Source organism: Kitasatospora sp. NPDC002551 (assembly GCF_040296005.1).
Classification (GTDB): domain Bacteria; phylum Actinomycetota; class Actinomycetes; order Streptomycetales; family Streptomycetaceae; genus Kitasatospora.
Genome location: NZ_JBEOWI010000019.1, coordinates 71,750 through 96,666, shown reverse-complemented (window position 1 = coordinate 96,666; position 24,917 = coordinate 71,750). Strand labels below are relative to the sequence as shown.

Genomic DNA, 24,917 nt, shown 5'->3' with positions numbered 1-24,917 from the left:
TTGCCCGGCCGGCGGCCGGGATCGATGCGGCCGGAAAGCGGAACCCCGCCCTTCGCTCTTGGCTCCGATCGAGGGCGGCTGTGCGCACTCTTTTGCGGCGTTGCTTCACAGCTGCTGACGGCTCGGCCGGCAGCCGCCCGGCGTCGATGACGCCAATGACGAGCCAGAGGCTCCCCTTGCTCCTGGGGCAGAAAACCACCCGAGAGTGTGACCTTGGTCACAAGATGGTGCCCTGGTTCGCCTGCTGTTCACGGTGCTAGCATCCAAATTTAATGGAATTTGAAGTTGCAACGACCTCGGTGCGGTCCCAGGCGGCGCTGAATAGGGGTGGGTGATTTCAATTCGATCCGACGGTTTCCCCCATTTACTTGAATCGACGGTCGGGCGGGCCCGGCGGTGCGGCACCACGAAGCAGGCCTTGCACGTGGTCCTCACGCTGGACGGACGCCTCCCCGAGGACGTCGGACGCGCGGCTCTCACCGCCGCCGACCTTTGGCTCGCCCAAGAGATTGTCGCCCGGGAATTACGCGTCGACCCGGCGGCGACCGGCTCCGACCTGCTGATCCTCGACCGTACCGGACGCATGCTCTTCTTATGGGAAGCGTCCCGCGCCCCGGTCGGCTCTCATATCGTGGGTTCGCTGGTGACCGACGCGGAAACGCGAACGGATTTGCATCGCCGGTATCTGGAAAGTGAAGCCGCGGAAGAGGCGGGCCGTACCGAACTCCACACGTACATGACGGGCCGTCCTTCCGAACGGAACCGGGAGGACCTGGAGCGCATCGGTCATGTATTACTGCACATGGCCCCGGTCCAGGTCTACGTGGGCCACCAGTTGTTCTCGAATCTCGGCAGTTCCGGAAACCTCCCCGGAAAATCGATCGCACCCACCGCTCCCGAGAACGTCCTCGCCCGGCTCGCCGCCGTCCCGGCCGAGGAATGGTCGAAAGAGGAAGCCGCTTTCGTCGCACTGGCGACCGTCCTGCTGAGCAGCGGCACCCAGGCCCGGCTCGAGGAAGCCAACGGCACTCACCTCACCTCCGCCGGTGTCGCCGCATTGCTGACCGGACACATCCGCGGATACGGCGCCGAGCCACCCGACATCGAGGGGGCCTCCACCGTTGCCGGGCTCGAAGCCCTCGCCCGCCGCTGCGCCGCCGAACGGCAGGCCCGCCTCGGCGACGGAACCGTCTTCTACCGGGTCATCCACGGGGTCAACCTCAACAAGACGGAGCACCTGCTGCGGCCGGCCGTCGGCTACACCGACGTACCCCTCCCGCTGCGCGCCCTGCTGGAACGCGAGGCGGGCATCGGGGCGGTCACCACGACCATCGAGGAGACGGCGTCGGCCTTCGAGGTACTGAGCGACGCGCTCCACGCCGCTCCCGCCCCCGAACGCTTCAGCAGCGCCTACGAGGCCCTGCTCACCCGCTTCATGACGACCCTCGCCGAGGCGACCGCGTCGGACGTCGCCATGGGCCGCGGGCCCCGCTCCTTCGCGCCCCTCGAACCCGGCAGCACCGGCGAGGACGATCCGCTCGCCCTCAGGAGCAACGCCTTCTTCTGCTGCGTCGCGCCCAGTGCCGCCTTCGCCGAGTCCTTCGGAGAGGACCGTGCCGCGCTGGTGAAGACCCTGAGCGCCTACAGCGCCCGCATGCGCTTCAACACCTGGCACTACCTTCCGCACGCCCTCGGCATCCACGACCGCGTGCCCGGGCGCGACGACTGGTTCTTCGCCCCCACCATGCCGGACCTCACGCACCACTCCGACCAGCACCACACCGGACACGTCGCCTTCGACGTGCGCCACGCCATCCGCGTCCCGCTCGGCATCGACCACGCCGGCCGCCACCTGCCCGGACTGTACGACCTGCGCCTGATGCGCAGCGCCGGCGAGCGGTACACCACGGACGACCTGCGGGCGGCCGTCGCCTCCGGCAGAGTCCTCGCCGTGCTGCACCAGGCGATGGGTCGACACCGCGCGACCGTCCGCGACTTCGGCAACGACTGGTTCCGTGCCTTCCATGGATGACGCGCTCCGCTATCTCGACAGCGCCGGGCTGCGCCGTCTGTACGCGGCCCGGCAGCTGTCCCCGGTCGAGTACACCGAGGACACCCTGCGACTGATCGAAGCACTCGGCCCGGTTCTGGGCGCCTTCGTCACCGTGGCCGCCGACCGGGCACTGGCACGGGCGGCCCGCGCCGAGAAGCGCATCCTGCGCCTCGGCGAGGCGGCCTGGGACGACCGGCCGCTGCTCGGCGTACCGCTGAGCGTGAAGGACCTGACCGCGACCGAGGGCATCCGCACCACGCGCGGTTCCCTGGCCCTGCGCGACACGGTGCCGGCCGGGGACGCGCCCGCCGTGGCCCGGCTGCGCCGGGCCGGCGCGATCGTCCTGGGCAAGACCACCACGTCCGAACACGGCTGGAGCGCCGGAACCGTCAACCGTCTCGGGCCGCCGGCGGCGAACCCCTGGGACCTCTCCCGCAGTGCCGGCGGATCCAGCGGCGGCGCGGCGGCCGCGGTGGCCGCCGGCCTGGGCATCGCGGCGACCGGCACCGACGGCGCCGGGTCGATCCGCATCCCCGCCGCCTTCTGTGGCGTCGTCGGCTTCAAACCCAGCCATGGCCGCGTCCCCTACGTGCCGCACTGCCCGGACCGGTTGGCACACCTGGGACCACTCACCCGCACGGTCGCCGACGCGGAGCTGCTGCTGCGCGTGATGGCGGGGCCGGACCCGGGCGACCCGGACTCCCTGCTCCCGCCCCCGCCGCCCGTCCCGCCCACCGCCGCCGACGGGCCGCTGCGCATCGCCTGGATCGAGGGGCTCCGCGCACCGGGCCCCGCCGTGCCGGCGGACCCCCAGCGGGCGGCGGTCGAACGGCTCGCGGCGGCCGGCCACCAGGTGGAGACGATTCCGCCGCCGTTCGACGACGCCTACCCCGCGCTGGTCACCCTGCTGGCCGCCGCCGAGGCGGCGGCGTCCCCCGGCGAGGACGACGTGTCGGCCGACCCGGCGCGGCTGGCGGTCGTCCGGCACGGCAGGACGCTGACCGCCGTCCAGTTGGTGCGCGCCGAGGCCGAGCGGGCCGAGCTGACCCGGAGGCTGGCGTCATGCCTGCAACGGTTCGACGTGCTGGCCATGCCGACCGTGCCGGTGACACCGTTCGCCGTGGACGCCTGGCATCCCGACGAGCCCGCCTACGACGCCCCCCTGGCGTGGCTCTCCTGGGCCCCCGCAGCCTTCCCGTTCAACATGGCGGGCCTGCCGGCCGTCTCCGTCCCGGCCGGCTTCGGCCCTGACGGACTGCCCGTGGGCCTCCAGATCGCCGCCGCCCGGCACCACGACGCCCTGGTGCTGCGCGTCGCCGCAGAAGTCGAACGTGCGAACCCCCGGCGCGACGCACACCCTGGAAAGGACCGGCACCCGACGTGACCGACACCCCCCACCCGGTGGACCACCGCGCCTACGGCGACGTGAGCACCGGCAGCCGGGACTTCATCGCGCGCCACGGCCTGTGGGACGACCACCGGCGCGACGCGGCCGCCGAACTGGAGGCCTCCCTGGAGTCGTTGGACTTCGTGCGACTGGTGTTCGCCGACCCGCACGGTCTGCCGCGTTCCAAGACGCTGACGGCCGACGCGTTCCGCACGGTGCTGCGCAACGGTATGGACCACAGCCCGGGGCCGTTCGTCTTCGACACCGGGCACGCCACAGCCGTCGACTTCACCGTTCCCGGGGGCGGCATCGGCGTCGACGAACTGCTCGGCGCGGGCGACTTCGTCCTGGTGCCCGATCCGCTGACCTTCCGGGAGCTCCCGTACACGGGGCCGCGCACCGGCTGGGTGATCGGCGACGAGTACCTGCGCTCCGGTGCCCCCCACCCGCTGTCCAGCCGGGGAGTACTGCGCCGGCTCTGCGCCGGGCTGCGGGAGCAGGACCTGGACTACGTCGTGGGTCTGGAGGTCGAGTGGTACCTGACCCGGCTCGTGGACCAGCACTACTCCGGCCGGCCCGGCGGCTTCGGGGTGCAGGGCCGGCCACCGGCCGTCCAACCGGTCAACGGCGGTTACCAGTTCAACCTGGAGGGCCTGACCGACGCACTGGAGCCGGTACTCGCTCCGCTGACCCGGGCGCTGATGGACATGGGCCTGCCCCTGCGGTCGGTCGAGCACGAATCCGGCCCCGGGCAGCTGGAGTTCACCTTCGCGCCGCAGAGCGCGCTGGACGCGGCGGACACCATGCTGCTGTTCCGCGCCACGACCAAGCAGGTCTGCGCCCGGCTGGGCCACCACGCCTCGTTCATGGCGCTCCCCGGCCTTCCCGGTTTCGACGCGAGCGGCTGGCACCTGCACCAGTCCCTGGCCCGCGCCAGCACGCGCGAGAACCTGTTCACCTCGCCCGACGGCGAGCACGCCCTGTCCGAGACCGGTGAACGCTTCCTGGCCGGGCTGCTCGGACACGCGGCCGACGCGGCCCTGCTGTGCGTGCCGACCGTCAACGGCTATCGCCGAATGGCCGACCGGTTCTCGCTCGCGCCCACCCGCGCCGCCTGGTCGGTCGAGAGCCGCGGCGCGTTCCTGCGGGTCCTGGGCGCCTACGGTGATCCGGCCGCCCATATCGAGAACCGCATGGGCGAGCCCTGCGCCAATCCCTATCTGTACCTGGCGGGGCAGCTCGCGGCCGGGCTGGACGGCATCGAGCGCGAACTCGCCCCGGGAGGCCCGGCCGCCGACCCGCACGACACCGCGCTGCCCCCGCTGCCGCGCGACCTGCGGGAAGCGCTCGGCGCCCTGGCCGCCAGCGACTTCTACCGCGAGGTGCTCGGCGCGTCGCTGACAGAATGTCTGCTCCGGCTGAAGAGTAGCGAGTTGCGGCGGTACACGGCGTGGCAGGCTGGTGCCGCGGCGGACGACGCACATCAATCCGAATGGGAGCACCGTGAGTACTTTGCGACGTACTGAGACCTACCGCACCCGCGTTGTCCGCACGGTCGAGGACCTGGCCCCGGAGACCGACGGACTCGCCGCCGCCGCCGGCGCCTCCGAGTTCTACTACGGCCACGAGTTCCTGCGCGCCTACGAGCGCGAGCCCATCCAGCCGGTGCACGCCGTGCACTACATCGAGGTGCTGGACGAGGACGACCGGGTCATCGCGCTGACGCCCTGCTACGTGCAGGGCGACCCACTGCGGGCCCTGGGAATGGGCCCTGACGAGAAGGCGCTGCTCAGTCACGTCTGGCACTGCAGCGACACCCGGCTTGCCAGCACCCGCACCGACCCCGTCGTCGCGAGGGCGATCGTGACGCGCATGCGGGAGATCGCCGCTTCCGCCGGCCTCGGCCGCTGCGGCTTCATCAACGTGGCCACCGGTTCGCCCACCGCGCTCGCGCTGGAGGGCGCGGGGCTGACCGGCAGCGATCTGGACACCCGCTACACCGTCGACCTGGCCGCCGCGGGCGACTGGCAGGGCTATCTGTCCTCGCTGAGCTACAACGCCCGACGCGAGTACGCCCGGCAGCTGCGCCGCGCCGACGACTGCGGCGTGAAGATCACCGAGCGGGTGCCGGACGGCGAGGAGGACCCGCAGAGCCTGCAGATCTTCGAAGTGCTGATGGCCAACGTCGGGTCGGCGGGCTACTACAGCAAGGAACGCATCGCGGCGTTCCTGCACTACACCCGCAAGGGCGCCCGCATCATCGAGGTGACGATGGACGGCGAGATCATCGCCAAGGCGGTGGTCTTCCTGGAGGCGAAGAAGATCCACGCGTGGGCGGGCGGGTACGACCGCAACGCCGACGCGGCGAAGGAGCGCCCCTTCAGCTCCTACTACGTGCTGATGTCGGCCATCATCAAGCTCGGTCTGCGGGCCGGCGTGCCCACGCTGGAGGGCGGCCGGCGCAACGGCGCCTTCAAGGTCCGCTACGGGATGCGGCCCCAGCCGCTCCAGGCCTTCATGACCGATGTGTGACAGGGGGAAGTGACGCGTCACGGGTGTGCCCGGCGGAAGGGGGCACGCGAGTCGGCCGAGGCCGGCGCCCAGGACCCAGGACCTCGTCGCCGCCGTCCGGCCCGATCCCGGGGACGAGCGACCCGCCGCCCCGATCGGTCGAAGCGGAGCGGGAACGATCCCTGTCGGGTCGGAGAGCCGGCGTGTGTCGGACCGTCGAAGGGCCTGCCAGCCGCAGCCGCAGCCGTCGTCCCGGGGCGGGTGGTGACGACCGCGAGCGGGAGCCACCTGAACGCCCGGTGGCGCCCGCAGCGCGCTGACGCCCGCCCCTGGACCATCCGGCATGACGGTGCCCATGCCGGCACCCTGGTTCCGCCACCGGCCGACGGCCGAGTTGCTCGTGCTCGCCGTGCGGCACCGGCACCGCGGTGGCCTGCCGGGGTCCAGGGGCGGTGCCCCGTTCGTCCGTTCGGAGGCGCACGTGGTTGCGGCCGGCACACGCGAGGTGTGCCGGCCGCAGCGTCGTGCGGTGGTTCAGTGCCGACGGCGGGCGCGGCGGGCGGTGAGGAGGAGCGGGGTCCCCGCCGCGATCAGGGCGGCGGCGCCGACCGCCGCGAGGAGCGGGAGGGTTCCGGCCCCGGTGGCGGGGAGCGGGGGCCCGGCGGGGGGCTTGCCGGGCGTTCCGTGGCCGTGGCCGTGGGTCGGACCGTGCGAGTGCGAGTGCGGGTGTGTGGGTGTGTGGGTGGGCTGCTGGGTCGGCTGGTGCGAGGGGGTGGGGGAGGGCGACGGCGAGGGTGACGGCGACGGTGAGGCGGACGGTTGGGTGACGGTCACCGTGACGCTCGCCGACGCCGGGTTGGAGGTGACGGTGGTTCCACCGGGTGCCGTGCCGGTGGCCTCGGCGGTGTTGTTGATCCGTGCGGAGTGGAGGTCGTGCGTCTGGACGATGTACGTCGCGGTGCAGGTCATCGAGGCACCCGCGTCGAGTGCGGTGGACGGGCAGGAGACCGCGGGCACGGTGCCCTCGCCGTCGAACGCGGTCTCCCGCACGGCGATGGCGGTGAGCGGGACGTTCCCGGTGTTGGTGACCTGCAGGGTGTACGTCACGAGCTGCCCGGAGGAGGTCACCTCGGCCGGTGCCGCCGACTTGGTCAGCGCCAGAGCCGGCCTCGCCGCGGCGACGGTCGCGGTGGCGGGTGGCGTCGTCACGTCGGGGCCGCTGGGCGGGGTGCCCGTGGCGGTCGCGGTGTTGGTGACGCGTCCGGCGTCCACGTCGGCCTGGGTCACCGTGTAGGTCGCGGTGCACGTCATCGCCGCGCCCGGGGCGAGGCTGGTCGACGGGCAGGAGATCGCCGGCGGCGTGCCCGTCCCGGAGAACGCGGTGTCCGTGACCTTCAGGTCCGTGAGGGTGACGGCACCGGTGTTGGTCACCACGAAGGTGTAGGCGAGGGTCTGTCCGGGCGTCAGGGTGGTGATCACGGTGTTGCGGCGGTTGTTGCCGCCTCCGCCGCCGGTCGAGACCGTCTTGTCCAGGGTGAGGGACGCCTGCGGGCCGGTGACGGTCGCGGTGGTGGGCGGGGAGGTGACGGGCGGGCCGCTGGGCGGGGTGCCGGTGGCGGTCGCCGTGTTGGTGATGACCCCGGCGTCCACGTCCGCCTGCGTCACCGTGTACGCCGCGGTGCAGGTCATCGACGCCCCCGCGGGCAGGTCCGTGAACGGGCAGGAGATCACCGGCGGCGTGCCGGTCCCGGAGAAGGCGGTGTCGGTCACGGTGACGTCCGTGAGGTCGACGTTGCCGCTGTTGGTCACCACGAAGGCGTAGCCGAGCGGCTGACCGGCCACCAGGGTGGTGACCAGGGTGTTGCGGCGGTTGTTGCCGCCACCGCCGCCCTGGGCGACGATCTTGTCGAGGACCAGCGCGGGCTGCGCCTGTGGGCCGGTCACCGTCGCGGTGGAGGGCGGGGAGGTCACGGGCCCGCCGCTGGGCGGGTTGCCGGTCGCGGCGGCGGTGTTGGTGATCGACCCGGTGGCCGCGTCGGCCTGCGTCACGGTGTAGGCGCCCGTGCAGACCATCGCCTCACCGGGGGCGAGGACGGTCTGCGGGCAGGTGATGATCGGTGGCGCGCCCGTGCCGGAGAACGCGGTGTCCGCGACGGCGACGCCGCTGAGGGTGACGTTCCCGGTGTTGCGGACGACGTAGAAGTAGCCCACCGTCTGTCCGGGCGTCAGGGTGGTGATCACGGTGTTGCGGCGGTTGTTGCCGCCTCCGCCGCCGGTCGCGGCCACCTTCTCCAGCGAGAGGGCGGCGCTCTGCACGGCGATGACGGGGAACTCGGCCTGGGCCGTGACCGCGGCGCCGGTCGGCGGGGTGCCGGTGGCGGTCACGGCGGTGGCGAATCCCCCGGCGTCGATGTCGCCCTGCGTCGCCGTGTACGGCCCGCTGCACGTGGTCGCCGCTCCGACGGCGAGGGAGGTGTCCGAGCACGTGAGGACCGGGGCCGTGCCGGAGCCGCCGAAGGTCTGGAAGCCCGCGGTGACCCCGGTCAGCGGCTCGTCACCGGTATTGGTGACCTGGACGGAGAACGTGACCACCTCGCCCGCACGGCTGAGGGTCGCCGGGCTGAGGGACGGGGCCACCGACACCGAGGGCGTCTGCGCGCTGGCCACCCCGCCCAGCGGGAGACCGGTGGCGAGCAGCGCCGCCACCCCCGCCCCCGGGACCAGCCGGCGCAGGACGGAGCGGATCATCGTCGGCTTCAGGCGTCTCCACCCTTCCGGGGGACCACTCGGTGGCTTCGCCTTGCGGACTCTCATACAGGTCTCTCCCCAACTCGGTCGGAGCGCCGGAGCCTCCGGGGAACGGCGCCCAGGTGCGGGTGACGATCGGCTCCCGCCGGCGGACCGGTGCGGCGCCCGTCCGCACGGGGACACGGAACGCCGGCCGAGCCCGGTCATGCGGGCTGTGCACCATCACGGTGATCGCCACCCCTGGATGACCGCAGGGCCGCCGACGCGTGCGTGCCCCGCAAGTCTCGCCACCCGACGCGAGGGCCGGCTTCCCCGCAACGTCGAGTCGCACCTGATCAGGTGCGAATTTCACTGGCTTGGGCTGCTGGTATCGCACCGCGGCCACTGAGGCCCGGCCGTCCGCCGGGACCGGGCCGCTGACCGGTGCGTGAACCCTCCGCCGAAGTCGGCGGTGGCCGCCGCGCCTGACGGCGTCGGCGCCGGAGGCCTTGCAGGATGAGCCAACGTCACCACAAGGCGAGGAGGGCATGATCAGAAGAATCGCCGTCATCGCTGCGGCCGTCGGCACCCTGCCGGTCACGGGTGCTGGTGCGGGTGCGGCCGGCGCGGACTCCGCTGTCTACCGGGGACACCACGACAACCACCACGGGCACCAGGGCCACCAGGACGGGCAGCCCGTGGCCCTCTGCGCCGCCGGGCCCGGGCACGACGGTGTCGTGGCGAACTGCGGCAAGACGTACGTCCGCACCCCCGACATCCTGGGCGGGCCGCCGAATCCCCTCTCCCTGCCGCCGACCACCTCGTTGAAGGCCGGCTCGGCCTTGAACGGCACGGCGGCCGCGCCGTCGCAGGCGTCGGCGCGCGGGCCGGCCGGCGGCTCCTGGCGATGACCCGCGCGATCCGGCACGACCGCACGACAGGGGCCCTGCCCGCTCACCCGGGCAGGGCCCCGCAGTTGTCCGCTGTGGACGATCGTCGCCGGCCGTCGCCGCCCGCACGCGGCCTGGCCGGAGACCTCCGGTGTGGTCAGTGCACCCAGTGCGCGGGGCCGGAGCGGCTCAGCCGGGCCAGCCGGACCAGGGCGATCGGATGGTGTCCGGCCTTGCGGGGGGACGGGGAGATCCGGACGGTGGCCGGGGCCGGTCCGTCCGTCGCCTGGATGGCGGGCGCGCTCGGCGCGTGATGACGTGCACTCATCTCTCGGGATCCCTCCTGGTCGGGGAGCGGCTGCCCCGCTCGCTCGCCGGTGCCACCAGGGAACCGGCCGGGACCGGCCGGATCAATGCGGGTGACTACCTAACGCTCCCCGGGAACCCTGCGGGCCCGGCCGTACACCCCGTACCCGGACCCGCCCGGACCCGCCCGGCGCCGCGCCGATCAGTCGGCCCCGCCGTCCGCCGCGTCCTCGGCGTCGGCCCGGGCGAGCGCCTCCGCCGTCCCGGCCCGGCTGGTGGCCAGCTTGTGCAGCACGTTCGCCACATGGTGCTCCACCGTGCGCGGCGAGAGGAAGAGCGCCTGGGCGATGTCCTGGTTCGCGGCGCCCTGCGCGAGCAGCTCCGCCACCTGCCGCTCACGCGGCGACAGCTGCTTGCCGTAGCCGCGGCGCCCCGGGGACCCGATCCCGCCGAGGTCGAGGTCCCGGCGCAGCTTGCGGCACCGGGCGGTGTCGGTGGTCGCCCCCAGCGCGAGGTACACCCGCTCGGCCGCCGCCATCCGCTCCGCCGCCCGGGCCCGGTCGACCGGCGCCAGCGCGGCCGCGATCCGCTCGTCGGCCCGCGCGGCCTCGTACGGCCGCCCGATGTCCTGCCAGCGGTCCCGGGCCCGGATGAAGGCCTCCGCCGCCTCCGGCCCGGCGTCCGCCGCCAGCAGCAGCCCCCGGGCCTGGTCCAGCGCCGCCGACACCGCGGGCGCGCCCCGGTCGGTGAGCGCCTCGGCCGCCTCCGTGGTGACCGCCTCGGCCTCGGCCCGCCCGCCCGTCGCCAGCAGCGCCTCCACCGCCACCGGCAGCAGCTCGGCGGTGCGCGCCCAGGCACCCGCCTGCCGTGCGGTGGCCAGCGCCGGGCCGGCCGTCGCGACGGCCCCGGCGGTGTCGCCCTCCAGCAGCTGCAGGCCCCCGAGCCCGGCGGCCGCCCGCAGCGCGACGGTCACCTGCGACTCCCGCTGCCCGAACCGGGCGGCGATCTCGAACTCCTCCCGGGCCAGCGCCAGCCGGCCCCGCCCCGCCGCGAGCCGCCCGAACAGCAGCGAACGCTCCGCGCCGGCCATCGCCAGGTCGTCGAACTCCGCGCCCAGGGCGGCGAACCGCTGCTCCACGCCCTCCCAGCGCCCGGCCAGCATGTCCAGCCGGATCAGCGCCAGCCGGCTGTAGCACTCCAGGTACGGGATGGCCGTCAGCCTGGCAAGCCGCCGGCTCTCCGTCAGCAGGTGCGCGGCCCGCGTGTCGTAGCCCAGCTCGATGGCGATCTCGCCCGTGTTGTACAGCGCCCGGGTGGTCTGCCGCATCACCTCGGGGCGCTCGGAGGCGCGCGGCAGCTCGTCCAGCCGGTCCCAGACCGCCGGATCGCCGTCCCTGGCCTGGAAGGTCAGCGAGGTGGCCCGCACCGCGGCGGCCACGTCCTCGTCGGGGTTGGCCGCCAAGAGCCGGTCGGCCCGGGCGAGCCACTCCGCGGCGTGGCGGCCGGCACCGTCGCGCTCGTCCATCGAGATCGCCACCATGGCCCGGGCCGCCCGGACGGGGCGCTCCTCCAGCTCCTCCAGGGCCTCGCGGATCCGGTCGAACCCGGCCCGGTTGCCGCTGTGAACGGCGGTCAGGAAGCCCAGCGCGAGCCGGATCTCGCCGCGGTCGGCGACGGGCAGCCGGGGGTCGGCGACCATGCCGCTGAGCACCTGGACGCTGGCCGCCGGGTCGACGTCGTCGGCCGCGAGCCGGGCCAGCGCCAGGGCGGCCCGGCCGCGCCGGTGCGGGTCGAGGTCGGGCTCGTCCAGCAGGCTGCGCAGCATCCGGCGGGCGTCGCCCGGGTCGCCGAGCGCGACGGCCTGGTCGGCGGCCGCCTGGGCGAGGTCCTGCCAGGCCCGGCGGTCGCCCATGGCCAGGGTGTGCTCGGCGATCCGGGTGAGCGGCCGGGGGTCGTGGGCCTCCAGCGCGGCGACCGCCCGCCGGTGCAGCAGCCGGCGCCCGGGCCCGGGGATCCGCCGGTGGGCGACCCGCCGGGCCGCGGGGTGGCGGAAGGCGTACCGGTCGGGCGAGGTCTCCCGCAGGACGCCCGCGCGCAGCGCCTCGGCCAGGCCACCGCCGCCCGCCTCGGGGGCCAGGCCGGCGACGGTGCTGAGCAGGTCCTCGTCGGCGGGCACCCCGAGCACCGCCGCCGCGTCGACGACGGCCGCCGCGTGCGCGCCGAGCCGGGCGAGCCGCCCGGCCAGGGCGTCGGCCAGGCCGCGCGGGACCTCGGCCCGCGCCAGCCAGGCCGCCAGGTCGGCCGCCCGCCGGGGCGCCGGGCGCTCCGCCAGAGCCTTGAGGTCCTCCTCGACGGTCAGCGGCAGGCCGAGGCTGCGTTCGTACAGCACCCGGGCGAGGTCGGGGGTGACCGCCGCACCGAGCGCGGTCCGGGCCAGCTCCGTCACCTCCGCCTCCTCCAGCGGCCCCAGGCGCAGGAGACCGAGGCCCGCGCCGGGCCCGGAGGGCGCGCCGCGGTAGGCGGCCGCGGGCGCCGGGGCGCCGGGCGGCAGGTCCTCGGGGCGGTAGGTGACCACCAGGACCAGCCGGGGCGGCAGGTCGCGGGCCAGCCGCAGCAGCAGGTCGAGGGTCGCGTCGTCGGCCCACTGCACGTCCTCGACCACCAGCACCGGATCGTCGAGCGCCGTCAGCAGCGCCCGTATCCCCTGGGCCAGCAGCCGCCGGGCGGACAGCAGCTCCCCGCCGTCCGGCGGCGCGGGGGGCAGCCGGTCGGCGAGGTCCGGCAGCACCCGGCGCAGCGCCCCCGTGCTGGGCGGCAGCGTGCCGGGCGGGGGCAGCAGGGCGGTGGCGTCCCGCAGCGCGTCCACCACGGGGCCGAGCGGCTCCGGTTCGCGCAGCGGGTGGCAGCGGCCGACCAGCACGGCCCGTCCCGGCGCGGTGGCGCCCGGCCCGGCGGCGTCCGTCGCGGTGGTGTCCGGCCCGCCGGCTTCCGACCCGGGCAGGCCCCGCAGCGCCCGCAGGGCCTCGGTGACCAGCCGCGACTTGCCGGCGCCGGCCTCGCCCTCGACGAGCAGCACGGCCGGCGGCCGGGCCAGCCCGTCGGCCAGCCGGGCGAGTTCGCGGACCCGCCCCACGAAGCCGGGTCCCTCGGGTACGGACGGAGTCTCAACGGGCATGCGTCCCATCATGCCCGCGTCCGTCCCCTCCGGGTCGGTCGGGTCGGGCACGGCCGTTCAGAGCACCCCGGACACCACCCCGGACACGACCCCGGACACCACCGCGGCGCCGTCGGGCAGCGGCGCCGTCGCGGCGGGCACGGCGAGGTGCCGGCGGACCGGGGCGTCCCGGAGCGGGCCGGTCGGGCGGACGACCCGGCCCGGCGCCTCGACGACCTCGCAGCCCGCCCGGGCGAGGCGCCGTACGATGTCCGCCGCCGCCCGGTCGTCGAGCGAGAACACGAACGGTCCGGGCACCAGCACCGCGTCCACCCAGCCGCGCTCGGCGGCCGTCAGCAGGCTCGCCAGCGCAGGCAGCGGGCCCCGGGTGCTCAGGCCGTGGTCGGCGTACACGTCGGGGTGCGGCAGCGCGAGGCGGTGGGCCAGGTGCTCCATGGCGGAGCGGACGTACTCGGCCTCCTGCGGGTCGTACGGGCGGCACCGCAGGTACATCGCGGACCGCCGGGCCGACCGGTACACCGGTTCGTGGACGTCGTGCATGCCGTTCACCTGGCCTTGCTCACTGTGACGGGTGGGGGAGTGGGGCTGCGGGCCGGTGTCCAGCGGACCTCCGGAACGGTGCGGGGATCAATGGGGGCGACTACCCATTGATCCCCGCGGTTCCCGCGCGGGCTCAGCCGCGGGTGGGGCACGGCGGGTACGGAAGGACCTGGACGTCGTCCGGCACCGGGCCCGCGTGGCTGCCGGTGGCGGCCCCGCTCCCGGCGAGGAGGAGGGCGACGGCGGCGAGGGGCGCGGCGGCGGTGGTGCGTAGGCGCGGGATCGGCAAGGGGTTCTCCGGGGGCGGTGCGGCGGCCGTGAGCGGCCGGACACCAGAGATCGTGCGGATCCCCGGGACCGGGGCCAAGGGTGGGGCACCGGCGCCCCGTGGTGCGAGGGGTGGTCGGCCGGGCTTCCGCACGCGGGTTTGCCGGAGCGCTGCGCGGTCCCGGGCCCGCCCACCTGCGGATATCCCCGTCCCTCGCCCGTCCCGCCCGGGGCTGCCGCGCCCCGGACGCCGCGGGCCGCCGCGCTTGGCCGTGGTGCACGAAGCACCGCGCGCCCCCGGTGCGCTTCGTACACGCCCCGGGGGCCGCCGTGCCCGGACGGGGCGGGATCGGGAGACGGGCTCAGGAGGCGGGGACGGTGTCCGTGAAGGACGTCCCGGCGGCGCGGTAGCCGGCGACGGCGGCGCCGACCTGGGCGGGGCTCAGTACCCGGTCCTTGACGTGCAGCACGTAGTCCACCTGCTCCTCGTAGGTGCGCGCCTCGGTGCCGGTGTGGCCGGCCAGGTCGGTGAGCCACTGGTTGAAGGCGATCACCATCGGCCGCTCGGGGAGGTAGCGGGCGTCGTGGCGGGCGAACTCGACCCCGTCGACGTAGTAGACGATGGCGCTGTCGTCGATGGTCAGGACGAGGTCGTGCCAGCCGGCGAACGAGGTCCGGGAGGTCGTGTACTGGTTGACCGAGCCGTCCGGGCCGTAGGTCTCCCACGAGGTGGCGAAGAAGATGTTCGAGGTCTCGCCCCAGCCGCCGTTGGGCAGGTACTCGAAGTCGTACTCGGCGTAGTCGTCGGCGTTCGGCGCCTTGAGGTCGTTGATCGTGAAGAAGCTCTGCACCAGATGGTCGCCGTCGGGGCCGGTCACCGGGGCGTCGGCGAAGCGGACCCGGGCCGCGTAGGTGCCGTTGCGGAACTTCATCGCCTGGCTGTGGAACTCGCTCTGCCGGGTGGATTCGGCGGTGCCGGCGGTCGAGGTCCGCAGGGTCATCACCGAGTTGCCGGCCTCCTTGGCGAAGGTGACGTTCTCGGGCGCCCAGGTGGCCCCGCCCACGCCGGGGCCGCCGCCGCCGGAGCGGGCGTTCCAGCCGTGCGCGGCGAGCGCCGGGTCGTCGTGTCCGGTGTAATCGAGGTCGTCGAACAGCACCGGACCGGCCGGGACGGTCGGGGCGGTGCCCCAGACCTGGACGCCGGCGACGCTCGCGGTGACCTTGGCCCAGTCCGCGTAGCCGCTCTGCGTGGCGCCGAAGGAGTAGTCGTCGCCCTGGACCATGGACTGCCAGTCGGTGCGGTGGATGCGCAGGTGCAGGTCGCCGCTGTCGGCCCCGGGGGCGAGCGTGCCGGCGCCCGCGGTGAACCCGATCTCCAGGTAGCGGTCGGCGGCCGCGCCCGACTCCTGGATGGTGCCGATGGTTCCGGTGACGTTGGCGCAGCCCCGGACGGCCCAGTCGCAGGCGAAGCGGTACGCGGCCAGGGGCGAGTCGGACCGGAAGTAGTAGCGCAGCTTGATCTGCTCCAGGGCCACGGGCGCGGAGCCGGTGTTGACGACCTTCAGCCACGGCGAGGCCTGCGCGGAGCCGCTGCCGCCGTTGCGGTACTGCACGGCGAGCGACTCGCCGGCGGCCGCGGCGGGCAGCGCGCCGAGCACTCCGGCGCCGAGCCCGGCGGCGGTGACGGCGGCGACGAGCGCCGCGCGGACGCGGGGGCGCCGGCGGCTGGTGCGGACGGTCATGGGGGTTCCTCTCCTGGAGTGGGGGCGGCGCGGCACTGGTGGAGGGGAGCCCGGTGCCACCTCGGGTTCGTCGTGGGGGAGGAGGCGGCGGGCCGCGCGATCAGAAAGTGGCATAGACCAATTTGGCGGTCAACCCCGCGGCGGGCGATCGGCCGGAACGCGGACGTCCGCCGCCCGGAGTGGCTGATTGTGCCTGTTGACGGCAGGCGTCCCGCCCGCGCCGCCCGCGCCGCGGTGGTGCGCCCGGCAGGCCGGCGGTGCACGGCGTTTGACGGTGCGACGGCCTGGGAACGAGAGTTCGACAGTGCGCCGGACGGGCCCGCGGGTCCGCCCCGGCGCAGCCGTCGCATGCCGACCCACGGGGTCCGAGGAGGCCCGATGCCCGAACTCCCCCCGCCGCGTCGCGTGACCCTCCGCCTGCCCGTCGACCTCGCCGAGTGGCTCAACGGCTTCGCCGAGATCTCCCACCGAACCGTCGACGACGTGGTCCGGCAGCTCGTCGAGATCGAGCGGGCCCGCGTCGAGGCGAACTGGGAGCGGAGGGCACCGGAGTCCGAGGAGAACCGGAACACCGCCATGCACCGTCCCTCGCCGCCGTCGGCGGACGACCTCCAGAAGGGCCCGCACCGTTGAGTCTCCCGTCGTACCGGCAGCCCCCGACCCCGGCCGACGCCGGACCGCCCGCGGGCCGGGTCGATCCCGCCCTGGCCGACCGCCTCACCGACGCGCTGCTGCTCGCCGGTCTGCCGGTCGCCTTCGGCGACCACGGACCCGGCGTGCGGATCCGCCCCGCGCGCCCTGTCGACGACGGCGACCGCTGTGCGGGCGTCGCCGCCCTCGACTGGCTGCCCTCCCCGCGCCTGACCGACGCCGCCGCCATGGCGGAACCGGGGCAGTCGGCCGGGCCGGCCCGGGAGGCGGTGGAGACGGCCATGACGAACGCGCTCGCCGAGTTCCTGCCCGCCTTCGGGCTGGAGACCACCCGGGACCGCACCGGCGGGGAGCTGCGGGTCGACGGCCGGGGCGCGGTCGACGGCGGCCTGCGCGTCCCGCCCGGGGCCCTGGTCGCCCGGCAGCCCGGGCCCGTCCCCGCCGAACCCGGGCTCCCGGCGGGCCTCGTCGGCACCGTCCGCCGCAGCGCCGCCCTCGCCGGCCTGCCGCTGGCCGTCCGCCCCGGCGCCGCCGGCATCACCCTCGCCCCCGGCGCCCCGACCGGCGGCGCGGACGACCGCGACGGGGCGGCGGACCTCGGCTGGAACCCGTCCCGCCGGCTCGCCGACCTCGCCGACAGCGCCCTGCCCGAGGCGGCCCGCGCCACCGCCGCCCGCACCGCGGTCGACGGCGCGATGCGGCACGCCCTCGGCATGGCGCTGCGCGCCTGCGGCACGGAGCTGCGCTGGCTGCACGCCCACCAACTGCTGCGCGCCTACGGCGAGTCCACCCCGACCATCCGCCGCTGACCGCGACCCGTACGCAGGGTCGCCCGGCGGGCGGGCGGAGTCGCTCACGCTCCCGACAGGCCGATGACCCGGGCGCGGCCGGCACCGTCGCCCGGGTCACGCACCTCGACAGTGTTGTTCTCCCGCAGGAGGGGCGTGCGGCCGGCTCGCGGCGGCTGTGTCTGATTCAGTCGACCCGCTCGGATGCTTCGGAGCGCTCACCGCCGTCGGACGAGACGGTTCCGGGTTCCGCGGCGATTGCCCCCACGCCGCCTGCGGCACCGCGACGGAACGGCAGGAACCAACGCCGGGAAGTACCTCCCCTCGCCCGCAATCGGGCGTACCGCACCAGGGACTTCGGGCTCGCGGTTCGCGCCCACACCGGTGCGCCGATGAGGATTCGCTCCGGGCTGTTCAGGCCCTCGCCCCGAAGCAGCGGCGCCCATCGGTCGTGGTCCAGTACGACGTCCGCGTAGATCTCTGCGAACCATTCGCAGTCCTCGGCGCGGCCAAGGGTGAATCCGCGGGTCCATGGCCGGCCGGCGTGCTCGCTGTCACGGCCGGTGCAGCCCTGGTGCAGAGCGATCTTCAGGGCTTCGAACGCGACGGACTCGGTGTCACCCCAGAAGGAGTCGCTCTCGGGCTGGATTCCTTCCAGCAACCGCGAGACGGCGAGCCATGCCGAGGAGGTCCACCCGACCTCTGCCGCATCGGTCGCCCGGAAGCCGGGGGTGTTGTCGAGGCTCCCGAACAGGATCACGTCGACCCGTCGCCCGTCGCCGCTGTGGGTGTGCGTGTGCAACAGCACTCCCCTGTCCCGCGCGGGGCCGCCGATGAATCTTGCGAACTCGACCCGGCCGACTCCTTCGGCGAAGTCGGTCGGGGGCGGCGAGTCGAACCCGACTTCGGTCCGTGACCTGAGCTCCTTGCGGACGCGGATCGTCATGTCCCGTCGGTCCGCCTCTCTGGCGGGCGCGCTGAAGGACGCCTGGGGGAGCGGCAGCGGGCCGACCGCGGTCGGTGGACTCACTGAGGTGAGCCTCCAGCCCCCGAGGGAAATGCCGTTGTCGCCGGCGATGCTGCGGATTCGACGCTCCGACCAGTAGAGAAACCGGCCGACGTCGTCGTTTCTGCGGGCCAAATCGGATTCTCCTTCACACCGACGAACTGCGCTGCAGGAGCGTTCCGATGACGGCCAAGCAGCCCTTCAGGGGGCCCACCGGGTTGCTGCGCACGGTGAACCCGGTACCGCCGCCCGCGGCGCGTACGCACGTGCCGCCCCCCTCGTGCGTGCGCACGGTCAGCCTGACGGCGGCGTCGAGGTGCCTCGCGTCGATTGCCCCGTCCCGCATGTCACCGAGTCTGCCAGAGCGCACGGCGAGTCGACCCCGGATCCGACTGGCGAGCCGGCCATGGTGGCTTGTCCGTCGTGGCTCTCGGGGCTATGGGCCGCCGTCCACGAGCTTCCGCTCGACAAGGACGGCGACCTGTGCGGATCGGGGTGATGAAGGACCTCGGGAAGTGATGGCCTCCGTCGCAGAGTCCGTGATCGCGTGGCGAGTCGCTCAGGGCGAGGCCGGCGACTCCTCGGGCGCCGGGGCCGTGCGGCTCGGGTTCCCGCGGCCGTCGGCCCCGGCGTCGCGCGGTTCGGCGCGCAGGGCCGTTCGCAGGGGAGCGGCGAGGAGGAGGGCGAGGGCGGTGAGGAGGGCGGCGAGCCAGACGGGGCCGAGGTCGCCTGCCGGGGTGGTGAGGGCGCGCGCGCCGGCGAGCGGGCCGGCGGCGGCGCCGAGGTTGAGTGCGGCGGTCGCGCAGGCGCCGGCCAGGGTCGGGGCGCCCGCGGCCGCGTAGAGGACCCGGGTGATCAGGGTGCCGCCCACCGCGAAGGAGAGCGCGCCCAGCGCGAACACCAGGGCGAGCAGGGCGGCGGGCCGGGTGGCGAGCAGGGCCAGGGCGGGCCAGCCGGCGAGCAGCAGGGCGCCGCCGGTGGCGAGCACCGGGACGGGGTGCCGGTCGGAGAGCCGCCCGGCGGCGGTGACGCCGGCGAAGGAGCCGGCGCCGAACAGCACCAGGGTGACCGGGACCCACGACGCGTCCAGCCCGGCGGTGCCGGTCACCACGGGCGCGAGGTAGGTGAGCCCGGTGAAGGTCGCCGCGTTGACCAGGGCGGCGAGCAGCATCACGGTGAGCAGCCGGGGGCTGCTCAGGCGCGCGAGTTCCGTGCGCACAGTAGGCCGGTCGGCGGCGTCGCGCGGCGGGCGTCCGGCCGGGACGCCGGTGAGGACGCCGAGGGCGGCGGGCAGGCAGAGCGCGGCGACGGCCCAGAAGACGGCCCGCCAGCCGAGCGCCGAGCCGAGCGCCGCACCGGCGGGGACGCCGGCGACCGTGGCCACCGTGGTGCCCGACAGCAGGACGGCGAGCGCGCGTCCCTTCCGGTCGGCGGGCACCAGCGCGGCGGCGGTGGTCAGCGCGACGGCGAGGAACCCCGCGGCGGCGAGCGCCGCGACGACCCGGGTGGCGAGCAGCAGCGGGAGGTTCGGGGCGGCGGCCCCCGCGGTGTGGGCCGCCGTGAAGAGCAGGAGGGCGCCGAGCAGGCTCCACCGGCGGGGCAGGGCGCGGGCGAGCACCGCCGTCAGGGGCGCGCCGACGACCATCCCGATCGCGAAGGCCGAGGTGAGCGTGCCGGCGGCGCCGAGCGTGACGCCGAGGTCCGAGGCGATGGCCGGCAGGAGGCCGGCGAGCATGAACTCCGAGGTGCCCATGGCGAAGACCGCCACGGCGAGCAGGTACAGCGGAAGAGGCATCGAGTGGCTCCGGGGTGAGGAGAGGCGCGGGAAGGGCGACTCGTCACACCGGCAGGCCCCCCCCGGGGGGCGCACGCGCGACCGGCCGCGCACGGCGGTCCGGCGCGGCGCGGTGGTGGCTACGGACTCAGGGGTTCAGGGGGCTGACGGCGTGACCGAAAGCCCCCACCTCGTCCGACTCGGGACTCGACATGGCCCGCACGCTACCGCACAGCCACCCGGTTCCGCACGGTGGTCGACGGAACGTCAAAGTGGTCCAGACCATTGACGGGTGGGCGTCCGCTCCCTACGGTATGGGCAATCGCCTGGCGCAGGCATGCCAAGATCTCCACGGCCGGCGCACCCCCACACGCGCCGCCCCTCGCGTCGGGCGCACATCTCCATCCCCCCACGGAGGAGCATCATGCGCAAACGCCACATCGTCGGCGCGGCCCTGGCCGCGGTCGCCGTCCCGCTCGCGATGGCCGTCCCGGCCAACTCGCACGGGTTCATCAACCTCCCGCCGAGCCGCTCGGCCCTGTGCGGCGCGGGTGTCGTCAAGAACTGCGGCGACATCCAGTGGGAGCCGCAGAGCGTCGAGGGCCCGAAGGGCTTCCCGAGCCGCGGCCCCGCCGACGGCACCATCTGCGCGGGCGCGGACGCCCGTTGGGCGCCGCTGGACAACCCGCGCAACGGCGCCTGGCCGACCACCAAGGTGACGGCCGGCGGCCAGCAGACCTTCACCTGGGAGATCGAGGCCCGGCACTCGACCACCAACTTCCGCTACTTCCTGACCAAGCAGGGCTACGACCCGGCCCAGAAGATCACCCGGGCCAGCCTGGACCTGACGCCGTTCCTGACGGTCCCCTACAACGGCCGCCAGCCCGCCGCCGTCACCACCCACACCGCGACCCTGCCCACCGGCCGCACCGGGCACCACGTGGTCGTGGCGGTCTGGGACGTCGCGGACACCGCGAACGCGTTCTACTCCTGCACCGACGTGCTCTTCTGAGCAATCGTCACCGCGCAACAACAGAACGACCGTCGGCCGGCCCCGTGTTCCGGGGCCGGCCGACGGCCTGCGGCCAGGGCCGAGGTCGGGGCCCGGGCCTCAGCCCTCGGTCCAGCCGTGGCTCTTCGCGCACTGCAGCATGGCGTTGCGCACCTTCAGGACCTGCTCGCCGGTGAGCGAGGGCGCGTGCTCCAGCAGCAGTTCCGTGACCTCCAGCAGGAGTTCGGCGGAGGTGAGGACGTCGCACTCGACGTCGTCGCCGTCGGCCACCGCCGCCCGTGCGGCGGCCGGCGCCGGTCCGGCCGGCCGGACCAGCGCCCCCTTGGGCAGGCGCACCGAGGAGGCCTTCAGCCCCCGATCGCCCTCCTCCATCTCGAACTCGACCACCAGACCCGAGTGCACCAGCGACTCGGGCATCAGCATGTCGTTGACGTGCAGGAAGACGTCCTCCCCGCCGTGGTCCGGAGCGATGAACCCGTACCCGCGCACACTGTCGTACCGCACCACTCGACCGGTGACCACACACACCCCCAAGACAACAACCCGGGCCCCCTGCCCGACACCTGACGTAGAGGATAGAGGAACGAACGCGCGGATCGGGGACCGGACGCCCGCGCACCCGCTCCGCGCCGGCCGTTCCGCCGCCGCGCGGCGCCCGCTCAGGGCGCGATGCCCTCGATCGCGGCCGGCAACCGCGCCAGCACGCCGCCGAGTTCGGCGCGCGGGGGCGGGGGCGGGGGCCGCCGGGGGCGCCGGGGCGCTGAGGGGGTCCGCCGGGGCGGCGGCTACCAGGGCACGACCCGCCCCAGGCGGTCGACGAAGTGCAGGCCGCGTGCGCCCCGGTGGCCTTCGATCGTGGCCACCACCCCCGGGACGCTCTGCTCCACGCTCAGCTCGGCGCCGGGCCCGCCGAGGCCGGTGCGAACCCAGCCCGGGTCCATCAGCAGCAGCGTCCGGCCGTCCTCGGCGTACCGGGCCGCGTGGCAGCGCATCAGCTGGTTGAGCGCTGACTTGCTGGCCCGGTAGAGGTCCTGCCCGCCCTCGGTGTTGAGCGAGACGCTGCCCTGCTCGGAGGACATCACCCCGATCGTCCCGTCCGGTGCGACCAGCGGGCGCAGGGCCTCGACGACCCGCATCGGGCCGAGCGCGTTGGTCGCCATCACCTCGGTGAACATGTCCGTCGGCACCTCGCCGATCGGCAGGTCGCCGCGGGCGATCGCGGCGTTGACGAAGAGCAGGTCGAGGGTGCGACCGGCCAGCCGGTCGCGCAGCGCCGCGATCTGCTCCGGATCGGTCATCTCCAGCTGCTCGACAATCAGTCGGCCGCCGCTCGGGGCGTCGCGCAGCGCGTGCAGGCCGGTGGGCCGGCTGCCGCGCACGGTGCCGATGACGTGCCAGCCGCGGCGGAGGTACTCGGCGGTGATCCCGAGTCCGAGGGTCCGGGAGGCTCCGACGACGAGGGCGGTCGGACGGGACGTGGGCATGGGTGGTCCTGTTCGGGAGGAGGCGGGAGGGGGTGCGCCCGTGGTGGCGCGGACGATCGCCCGGCCAGTCTCCGAGCGCCCCGGCCCGGGCGTCCAATACCCTTGCGGGCGCATTGATACCGTGCGGGTATGGATCTGGACCTGCGCAAGCTCCGGTACTTCGTCGCGGTCGCCGAACACCGCCACTTCGGCCGGGCGGCCGCCGCGCTGTTCATCGCCCAGCCGGTCCTCAGCCGCCAGATCCGCGCGTTCGAACGGGAACTCGGCTGCCCGCTGCTCACCCGGACCACCCGCAGCGTCGAACTCACCGATGCCGGGCGGCAGTTGTACGAGGAGGCGGGCCGGATCGCCGGCCTGGTGGAGGGCGCCCTGGGCCGGGTCCGGGAGGCCGGCCGCGGCGAGCGGCGGATCGTCGTCGCCTTCTCCGCCGGTCTGCACGTCGCGGAGGCGATCCGGGCGTTCACGGCCCGCCACCCGGGGATCGCCGTCGACGTGCTGCCGCAGCGCTGGTGGGAGCGGGACGCGCCGCTGCGCGAGGGCCGGGCGCAGGTGGGATTCCTGCGGCACCCCTTCGACGACACGGGCCTGCGCACCGTGCCGATCGGGCAGGAGACCAAGGTCGCCTGCCTGCCCGTGACCCATCCGCTCGCCGGACGCGCCACCCTCACCCTCGCCGACCTCGACGGCGAGCCGCTGCTCGACGTCCGGAGCCGGCGGACCTCCTCCCTGGACGAGAAGTTCGAGCTGGTCGCCTCCGGGCAGGGCGTCGCGCTGGTGCCGCTCAGCATCACCCGTTCGTACGCCCGTCCGGACCTGGTCTACCTGCCGGTCACCGACCACCCGCCGGTCGCGACCTGCCTGGCGGTGCTGGAGGAGCACGGGGGCCCGGGCCCGGTGGCGGACTTCCTGGAGACCGCCACCGCCGTGCTGCGCCCGGCCGGCGACGGGCGGGCCGCCGACCGGTAGCGCCCCGCCCGGCGCACGCCCGAGGGGTGGCCGGACACCCCGCCGGGCCCCGCGCCGCCGGAGCCGTCCACGGACGGCGGGAACCGGCCGACTCGCGTGAGCGGGCCCGGCCGGGCGAGCGCCGGGGGACACGGCTCCCACCTCCTGCCCGGCCTCCCGTGCCCGGGACCCAGAACGTCCGATTATCGATCCCACGGGGAAGAGCGACTGATCGTCCGTCAGTTGTGGGCGACGGATGGACCGCCCCCGCGCGATCCCATGACGCGCGATCCCATGACGACCGACCCGAGAACGACCAGGAGACAGTTGTGCGCATTCTCTTCACCGGCCCGGGCGCACCGAGCCACCTGTTCCCGATGGTGCCGACCGCCCAGGCCATGCGGGCCGCCGGGCACGAGGTGCTGTTCGCCAGTCCGCGGCCGTGGGAGCAACTCCGCGAGGCCGGGTTCCCGATCGTCGAGATCGGCGACGGCAGGCCGGTCCGGGACGCCTTCGAGGAGGTGGCCGGCACTCAGGCGCACTACGCCCAGCCGGACCTGACGCAGGACGAGATCATGGACATCGGCGCCGCGGCCTTCGCCCTCGCCTCGCGCGCCACCGTGGACGACCTGCTCGCCGTGGCCGGGGGCTGGGACGCCCAGCTGATCGTCCACGACTCCTGTCTGGCCTCCGCCCAGCTGGTCGCGGCGAAGCTGGACATCCCGGCGGCCCTGCAGAACTTCGGCCTCAGCTCCGGCCTCGACATGGCCGACCGGCTGGCCGCCAGGTTCACCGATGTCTACGAGAAGCACGGCGTGGCCGGGCCCGCCGCCACCACCCCGCTGAACATCGTGCCGGCCTCGCTCGGCGGCGACGAGGGCGGCCTGCGGATGCGCTACGTCCCGTACAACGGCGGCGGCATCGTCCCCGCCGCGCTGCTGCACCGGGGCGTGCGGCCGAGGGTCGCCGTCACCCTCGGCACGGTGCTCACCGGGATAGACGGCCTGGACGCCATCGCCCCGCTGACCGGCGCCGCCGCCGGGGTCGACGCCGAGTTCCTGCTCGCCGTCGGCGACGCCGACCTCGCCGAGCTGGGCAGCCTGCCGGCCAACGTGCACCCGCTGCCGTGGGTGCCGCTCGCCGAACTGCTGCGGGTCTGCGACGCGGTCGTCCACCACGGCGGCTCCGGCAGCACCCTCACCGGGATGCAGGCCGGACTGCCGCAGCTGCTGCTGCCCCAGGGCGCCGACAACTTCGCGGTGGCCGACGCGCTGGTCGCCACCGGGGCCGCGCTGAGCTCCTCCTCGGCGGACGTGGACACCGCGCTGCTCACCCGTCTGGTCGGCGACCCCGAGCTGCGGGAGGGTGCCGAGCGGCTGCGCGCCGAGAACGACGCCCTGCCGAGCCCGGCGGCGGTCGTCCCCGACATCGAGGCCCTGGTCACCGCCCGCCGCTGACCTGCCCGCCCTGCCGGCCGCCCGCCGATGCCCCGGACCGCCCGTACGGCGGTCCGGTACATCGGCGCCGGCCTGCCCGGCCATCCGGAGTCCGTGAAGGCCGGCCACCCGCCGGTCCATCAGCGTGTCGACTTCACCGACCGGGCCGCACTCCGCCTCCCCGGCGGCGGGCCGCCGTTCGAACCCATCCGCGAAATTCGCT

Annotated in this window: 20 protein-coding genes; 10 read left to right on the top strand and 10 right to left on the bottom strand. The window is 74.8% G+C overall.

Annotated elements, in window-relative coordinates:
* The first annotated feature begins 424 nt into the window (after positions 1–424).
* From ABT093_RS18425 to ABT093_RS18410, 4 genes are read left to right on the top strand one after another with little or no spacing between them, the layout of a single operon-like run.
* Positions 425–2,032 carry a hypothetical protein gene (locus ABT093_RS18425; protein ID WP_350565424.1) on the top strand — a complete coding sequence of 536 codons (1,608 nt, stop codon included), beginning with the start codon at positions 425–427 and terminating at the stop codon, positions 2,030–2,032.
* Complete coding sequence (locus tag ABT093_RS18420) at positions 2,025–3,437, top strand: amidase (RefSeq protein WP_350565422.1); 1,413 nt, start codon at positions 2,025–2,027, stop codon at positions 3,435–3,437. The genes ABT093_RS18425 and ABT093_RS18420 overlap by 8 nt, the downstream gene beginning before the upstream one ends.
* Positions 3,434–4,966 carry a glutamine synthetase family protein gene (locus ABT093_RS18415; RefSeq protein ID WP_350565420.1) on the top strand — a complete coding sequence of 511 codons (1,533 nt, stop codon included), beginning with the start codon at positions 3,434–3,436 and terminating at the stop codon, positions 4,964–4,966. Before ABT093_RS18420 ends, ABT093_RS18415 begins: the two co-directional genes overlap by 4 nt.
* A complete protein-coding gene (locus tag ABT093_RS18410) occupies positions 4,953–5,972 on the top strand; it encodes a GNAT family N-acetyltransferase (protein ID WP_350565418.1) in 1,020 nt (339 codons plus the stop codon). Before ABT093_RS18415 ends, ABT093_RS18410 begins: the two co-directional genes overlap by 14 nt.
* 513 nt (positions 5,973–6,485) lie before the next feature.
* On the opposite strand, the gene ABT093_RS18405 is transcribed toward ABT093_RS18410, so the two are convergent.
* On the bottom strand, positions 6,486–8,699 hold the full coding sequence (locus ABT093_RS18405) for a CLIPPER-2 domain-containing protein (RefSeq protein WP_350565417.1): 2,214 nt from the start codon (positions 8,697–8,699) through the stop codon (positions 6,486–6,488).
* Positions 8,700–9,226: 527 nt separating this feature from the next.
* On the opposite strand from ABT093_RS18405, the gene ABT093_RS18400 reads away from it, so the two are divergent.
* The gene (locus ABT093_RS18400; protein ID WP_350565415.1) at positions 9,227–9,589 is read left to right on the top strand and encodes a hypothetical protein; all 363 of its coding nucleotides are present in this window, start codon (positions 9,227–9,229) and stop codon (positions 9,587–9,589) included.
* 136 nt (positions 9,590–9,725) lie between these two features.
* On the opposite strand, the gene ABT093_RS18395 is transcribed toward ABT093_RS18400, so the two are convergent.
* From ABT093_RS18395 to ABT093_RS18375, 5 genes are all read right to left on the bottom strand, one after another.
* Positions 9,726–9,896: a hypothetical protein gene (locus ABT093_RS18395; RefSeq protein WP_350565413.1), complete on the bottom strand. Its 171-nt coding sequence runs from the start codon at positions 9,894–9,896 to the stop codon at positions 9,726–9,728.
* 180 nt (positions 9,897–10,076) lie between these two features.
* Positions 10,077–13,049, bottom strand: coding sequence for a helix-turn-helix transcriptional regulator (locus tag ABT093_RS18390; RefSeq protein ID WP_350565411.1), 2,973 nt, complete (start codon positions 13,047–13,049; stop codon positions 10,077–10,079).
* A gap of 57 nt (positions 13,050–13,106) precedes the next feature.
* Positions 13,107–13,589, bottom strand: coding sequence for a recombinase family protein (locus ABT093_RS18385; protein WP_350565409.1), 483 nt, complete (start codon positions 13,587–13,589; stop codon positions 13,107–13,109).
* Positions 13,590–13,722: 133 nt separating this feature from the next.
* The gene (locus tag ABT093_RS18380; protein WP_350565407.1) at positions 13,723–13,878 is read right to left on the bottom strand and encodes a hypothetical protein; all 156 of its coding nucleotides are present in this window, start codon (positions 13,876–13,878) and stop codon (positions 13,723–13,725) included.
* A gap of 340 nt (positions 13,879–14,218) precedes the next feature.
* Positions 14,219–15,598 carry a cellulose binding domain-containing protein gene (locus ABT093_RS18375; RefSeq protein ID WP_350565405.1) on the bottom strand — a complete coding sequence of 460 codons (1,380 nt, stop codon included), beginning with the start codon at positions 15,596–15,598 and terminating at the stop codon, positions 14,219–14,221.
* Between the two features lie 378 nt (positions 15,599–15,976).
* Between ABT093_RS18375 and ABT093_RS18370 the strand changes: the two genes are divergently transcribed.
* Together ABT093_RS18370 and ABT093_RS18365 are read left to right on the top strand one after the other, a co-directional pair.
* Positions 15,977–16,231 (top strand): hypothetical protein, encoded by a 255-nt coding sequence (locus tag ABT093_RS18370; RefSeq protein WP_350565404.1) that lies wholly within the window; start codon positions 15,977–15,979, stop codon positions 16,229–16,231.
* Entirely contained in the window at positions 16,228–17,058 is an 831-nt protein-coding gene (locus tag ABT093_RS18365; protein WP_350565402.1) for a hypothetical protein, read from the top strand. Before ABT093_RS18370 ends, ABT093_RS18365 begins: the two co-directional genes overlap by 4 nt.
* 166 nt (positions 17,059–17,224) lie before the next feature.
* On the opposite strand, the gene ABT093_RS18360 is transcribed toward ABT093_RS18365, so the two are convergent.
* Both ABT093_RS18360 and ABT093_RS18355 read right to left on the bottom strand, forming a co-directional pair.
* A complete protein-coding gene (locus ABT093_RS18360; protein ID WP_350565400.1) occupies positions 17,225–18,178 on the bottom strand; it encodes a hypothetical protein in 954 nt (317 codons plus the stop codon).
* Between the two features lie 424 nt (positions 18,179–18,602).
* Entirely contained in the window at positions 18,603–19,838 is a 1,236-nt protein-coding gene (locus ABT093_RS18355; protein ID WP_350565398.1) for a Cmx/CmrA family chloramphenicol efflux MFS transporter, read from the bottom strand.
* Positions 19,839–20,241: 403 nt separating this feature from the next.
* On the opposite strand from ABT093_RS18355, the gene ABT093_RS18350 reads away from it, so the two are divergent.
* The gene (locus ABT093_RS18350; RefSeq protein ID WP_350565396.1) at positions 20,242–20,829 is read left to right on the top strand and encodes a lytic polysaccharide monooxygenase; all 588 of its coding nucleotides are present in this window, start codon (positions 20,242–20,244) and stop codon (positions 20,827–20,829) included.
* A gap of 99 nt (positions 20,830–20,928) precedes the next feature.
* On the opposite strand, the gene ABT093_RS18345 is transcribed toward ABT093_RS18350, so the two are convergent.
* Together ABT093_RS18345 and ABT093_RS18340 are read right to left on the bottom strand one after the other, a co-directional pair.
* Complete coding sequence (locus ABT093_RS18345; protein ID WP_350565395.1) at positions 20,929–21,351, bottom strand: cold-shock protein; 423 nt, start codon at positions 21,349–21,351, stop codon at positions 20,929–20,931.
* A 263-nt stretch (positions 21,352–21,614) separates the two neighbouring features.
* Entirely contained in the window at positions 21,615–22,313 is a 699-nt protein-coding gene (locus ABT093_RS18340; protein WP_350565393.1) for an SDR family NAD(P)-dependent oxidoreductase, read from the bottom strand.
* 129 nt (positions 22,314–22,442) lie between these two features.
* Here ABT093_RS18340 and ABT093_RS18335 point away from each other — a divergent pair, with 129 nt between their 5' ends.
* Both ABT093_RS18335 and ABT093_RS18330 read left to right on the top strand, forming a co-directional pair.
* Positions 22,443–23,279: a LysR family transcriptional regulator gene (locus ABT093_RS18335; RefSeq protein WP_350565391.1), complete on the top strand. Its 837-nt coding sequence runs from the start codon at positions 22,443–22,445 to the stop codon at positions 23,277–23,279.
* A 308-nt stretch (positions 23,280–23,587) separates the two neighbouring features.
* On the top strand, positions 23,588–24,715 hold the full coding sequence (locus tag ABT093_RS18330; protein WP_350565389.1) for a nucleotide disphospho-sugar-binding domain-containing protein: 1,128 nt from the start codon (positions 23,588–23,590) through the stop codon (positions 24,713–24,715).
* The last annotated feature ends 202 nt before the right edge of the window (positions 24,716–24,917 follow it).

Excerpts from the sequence above, each read along its gene's own strand:
- ABT093_RS18350 (WP_350565396.1), top strand. The coding sequence starts at position 20,242 with ATGCGCAAACGCCACATCGTCGGCGCGGCCCTGGCCGCGGTCGCCGTC.
- ABT093_RS18385 (WP_350565409.1), bottom strand. The coding sequence starts at position 13,589 with ATGCACGACGTCCACGAACCGGTGTACCGGTCGGCCCGGCGGTCCGCG.
- ABT093_RS18390 (WP_350565411.1), bottom strand. The coding sequence starts at position 13,049 with ATGCCCGTTGAGACTCCGTCCGTACCCGAGGGACCCGGCTTCGTGGGG.
- ABT093_RS18340 (WP_350565393.1), bottom strand. The coding sequence starts at position 22,313 with ATGCCCACGTCCCGTCCGACCGCCCTCGTCGTCGGAGCCTCCCGGACC.
- ABT093_RS18420 (WP_350565422.1), top strand. The coding sequence starts at position 2,025 with ATGGATGACGCGCTCCGCTATCTCGACAGCGCCGGGCTGCGCCGTCTG.
- ABT093_RS18375 (WP_350565405.1), bottom strand. The coding sequence starts at position 15,598 with ATGACCGTCCGCACCAGCCGCCGGCGCCCCCGCGTCCGCGCGGCGCTC.
- ABT093_RS18355 (WP_350565398.1), bottom strand. The coding sequence starts at position 19,838 with ATGCCTCTTCCGCTGTACCTGCTCGCCGTGGCGGTCTTCGCCATGGGC.
- ABT093_RS18400 (WP_350565415.1), top strand. The coding sequence starts at position 9,227 with ATGATCAGAAGAATCGCCGTCATCGCTGCGGCCGTCGGCACCCTGCCG.
- ABT093_RS18395 (WP_350565413.1), bottom strand. The coding sequence starts at position 9,896 with ATGAGTGCACGTCATCACGCGCCGAGCGCGCCCGCCATCCAGGCGACG.
- ABT093_RS18370 (WP_350565404.1), top strand. The coding sequence starts at position 15,977 with ATGCCCGAACTCCCCCCGCCGCGTCGCGTGACCCTCCGCCTGCCCGTC.
- ABT093_RS18405 (WP_350565417.1), bottom strand. The coding sequence starts at position 8,699 with ATGATCCGCTCCGTCCTGCGCCGGCTGGTCCCGGGGGCGGGGGTGGCG.
- ABT093_RS18335 (WP_350565391.1), top strand. The coding sequence starts at position 22,443 with ATGGATCTGGACCTGCGCAAGCTCCGGTACTTCGTCGCGGTCGCCGAA.